Below are 2467 nucleotides of genomic sequence, written 5' to 3' on the forward strand. Positions count from 1 at the left end.
GATGCACAGGGCTTGAGTGGTGTCGTGGACCTGACTAATGGCTCTAGCCTGACTATTGACGGCAGCACCGTGCTGAATAGTGCCGCCAGGGTGAACGTGGCGGATACCGGCAGTGATTTGAACATCACCACCACCGGGGCGTTTACCTTCAATAATGCGCTGACCGGGTTGGGGGATGTCAATGTCAACACCAACAACAGCGCGTTTAACTTTGGCACGACGGTGGGCAGTGCTTTTGCCGGTACGGTGAATTTACAAAATACCCTGTTTGCACTCTCTGGCGACAATACTCGCGCGTTAACGCTTGCCACCCTCAACCTGGGTAACGGTAGTCACACCACAGTCGGGGCCAGTGGGGTCATCAGCACAGAAACTGTCGGCGATGTCAGCATGGATGGCGGTAGTGTGACGTTTTATGCCGGTATTCCCGGCCAGCAGGCGGATGGGATCATCGCGACTGACAGCTTGACTGCCCATGGCGGGGTGGTGAACGTGTTGGGCAATATTGCCATTGATAACACCCCACCCAATGGTTCACTGCTGAATCAAATTTCGGCCTCCAATGGTATTCAACTGGTGAGTGCTCAGAGTGCTTCGGGGGTCAGTCAGTTAACCTTGCTGATTAATGGGGCGGCGGCAGGGCAAGGGACCTCGAGCCAAATTGACCAGGGCGGTGTCCATGTTGCCAACGGGATTTATGATTATGGCTTGAGCAACAGTGGCCGTTATGGGGCGGGCCTGTATATGAATTACGCCCTCACCGCCCTTGAGTTGCTGGGTAATGGTGTAGATGCGCTGGTGATTGCTACCGATGGGCTGGCGGGCTCTAACAACACCCTGTCGGTGAATATCTTTGGTACCGGTGACTTGGTGCTGGCGGGTGCCCTGGCACCGTTAACGATTTCCAACAGCACCAACAGCTATAGCGGCACCACTACTATCAGCGCAGGCTCGGTATCGCTGGGGGCCAGTGGAGCACTGGGCAGCACCACTTTACTGGCAGTGAACAGTGGCAGTACGTTCAACCTCAACAACTACCAGCAAATTGTGGGAAGTACCACCAATGAGGGCTCGGTGCTGTTAGGCAGTGGCGTACTGACCAGTGGAGCATTAACCAACAATGGTTTGATTGATCTCGGTACCGGCACCTTGACCCTGACCCAGGGGGGGAGTTCCGGCGCTACCGACGGTTTAACCGGTAGTGGATTGCTCAATGTCCAAGCCGGTACCTTCACCGTCAGTGCGGCCAACAGTGGATTAACCGCTGATACCGACATTGACAGTGGGGCGACGCTGATACTGAACAATACCGGGACCCTGGGCAGCAGTGATGTGAACGTGGACGGTAGCCTGACCTTTGCCCGCGATGGCAGCTTTGCCAACCCACTCAGTGGTGCGGGGATTATCAATACGCTGGCGGATGTGCAACTCACCGGTGATAACCACTTGTTTGTCGGTGCTCAGGTGATTGGTGCCGACAGCCGCTTAACCGTGACTGCGGCCAATCACCTGGGGGATGCTGCCGCCACGGTGAATTTAACCACCAACACCTCGGAGTTGGTCTTGAGTAGCCTGTTTGGTGCGGTGGCCAATGCACTGACCGGGGTGAGCGATTCAACGGTGACGGTCACCAATGGGTCGGCGTTGTCGCTGACGGGTGATAACAGCAACTTTAATGGCGGGTATGATCTGATTGGCAACAGCACGGTGACGGTGACACAAGCGCAGAGCCTGGGCAATGGCTCGGTGGCGATTGCCAGTGGCAGTACGTTGCTGTTTAACGGTTATTTCGCGCGCGCGTTAAGCACCTTGGATAATGCCCTCAGTGGTGATGGCAGTTGGACGCTTAATGCCAGTCATATTGACTTGAGCAATAACAGCCTGGCTCAGGACTTCAGCGGTGTGGTGAATATCACCCAGGGCTCCAGCTTGAATATCGACAGCAGCACGGTACTCAACAGTGCGGCCACGGTGAATGTGGCGGATATCAGCAGTGATCTGAACATCGCCACCACGGGGGCGTTTACCTTCAATAATGCGCTGACTGGGCAGGGCGTGGTCAATGTCAACACCAACAACACGGCGTTTGATTTTGGCACCTCGGTAGGCAGTGATTTTACCGGCAAGGTCAGCTTGCAAAACACCCAGTTTGCTCTCGCCGGCACGAATACCGGTACATTAACGCAAGCCACTCTGGACCTGGGCACGGGCAGTCATACCACCGTGGGGCGTGTTGGGGTGAGTAGTACAGAAGCTGTGGGTAATGTCAGTCTCCATGGCGGCAGTCTGGTGTTTTATGCCGGCATTCCCGGTCAGCAGGCGGATGGGGTGATTGCGACCAACAACTGGGCTGCCAGTAGCGGTGTGGTCAATGTTCTGGGCAATCTTTCTATTGATAACACCCCGCCGAATGGCTCATTACTGAATCAAATTTCAGCCTCCAATGGCATTCAACTGGTGAGTGCCC

General features: G+C 55.4%; 1 pseudogene. It reads left to right on the forward strand.

From position 1 onward, the window contains the following. Positions 1–2467 (forward strand): annotated as a pseudogene (locus AC2A06_RS18415) (autotransporter outer membrane beta-barrel domain-containing protein); the annotation flags it as partial.

It is taken from the genome of Serratia sp. HNCC26DJ244, assembly GCF_057180565.1.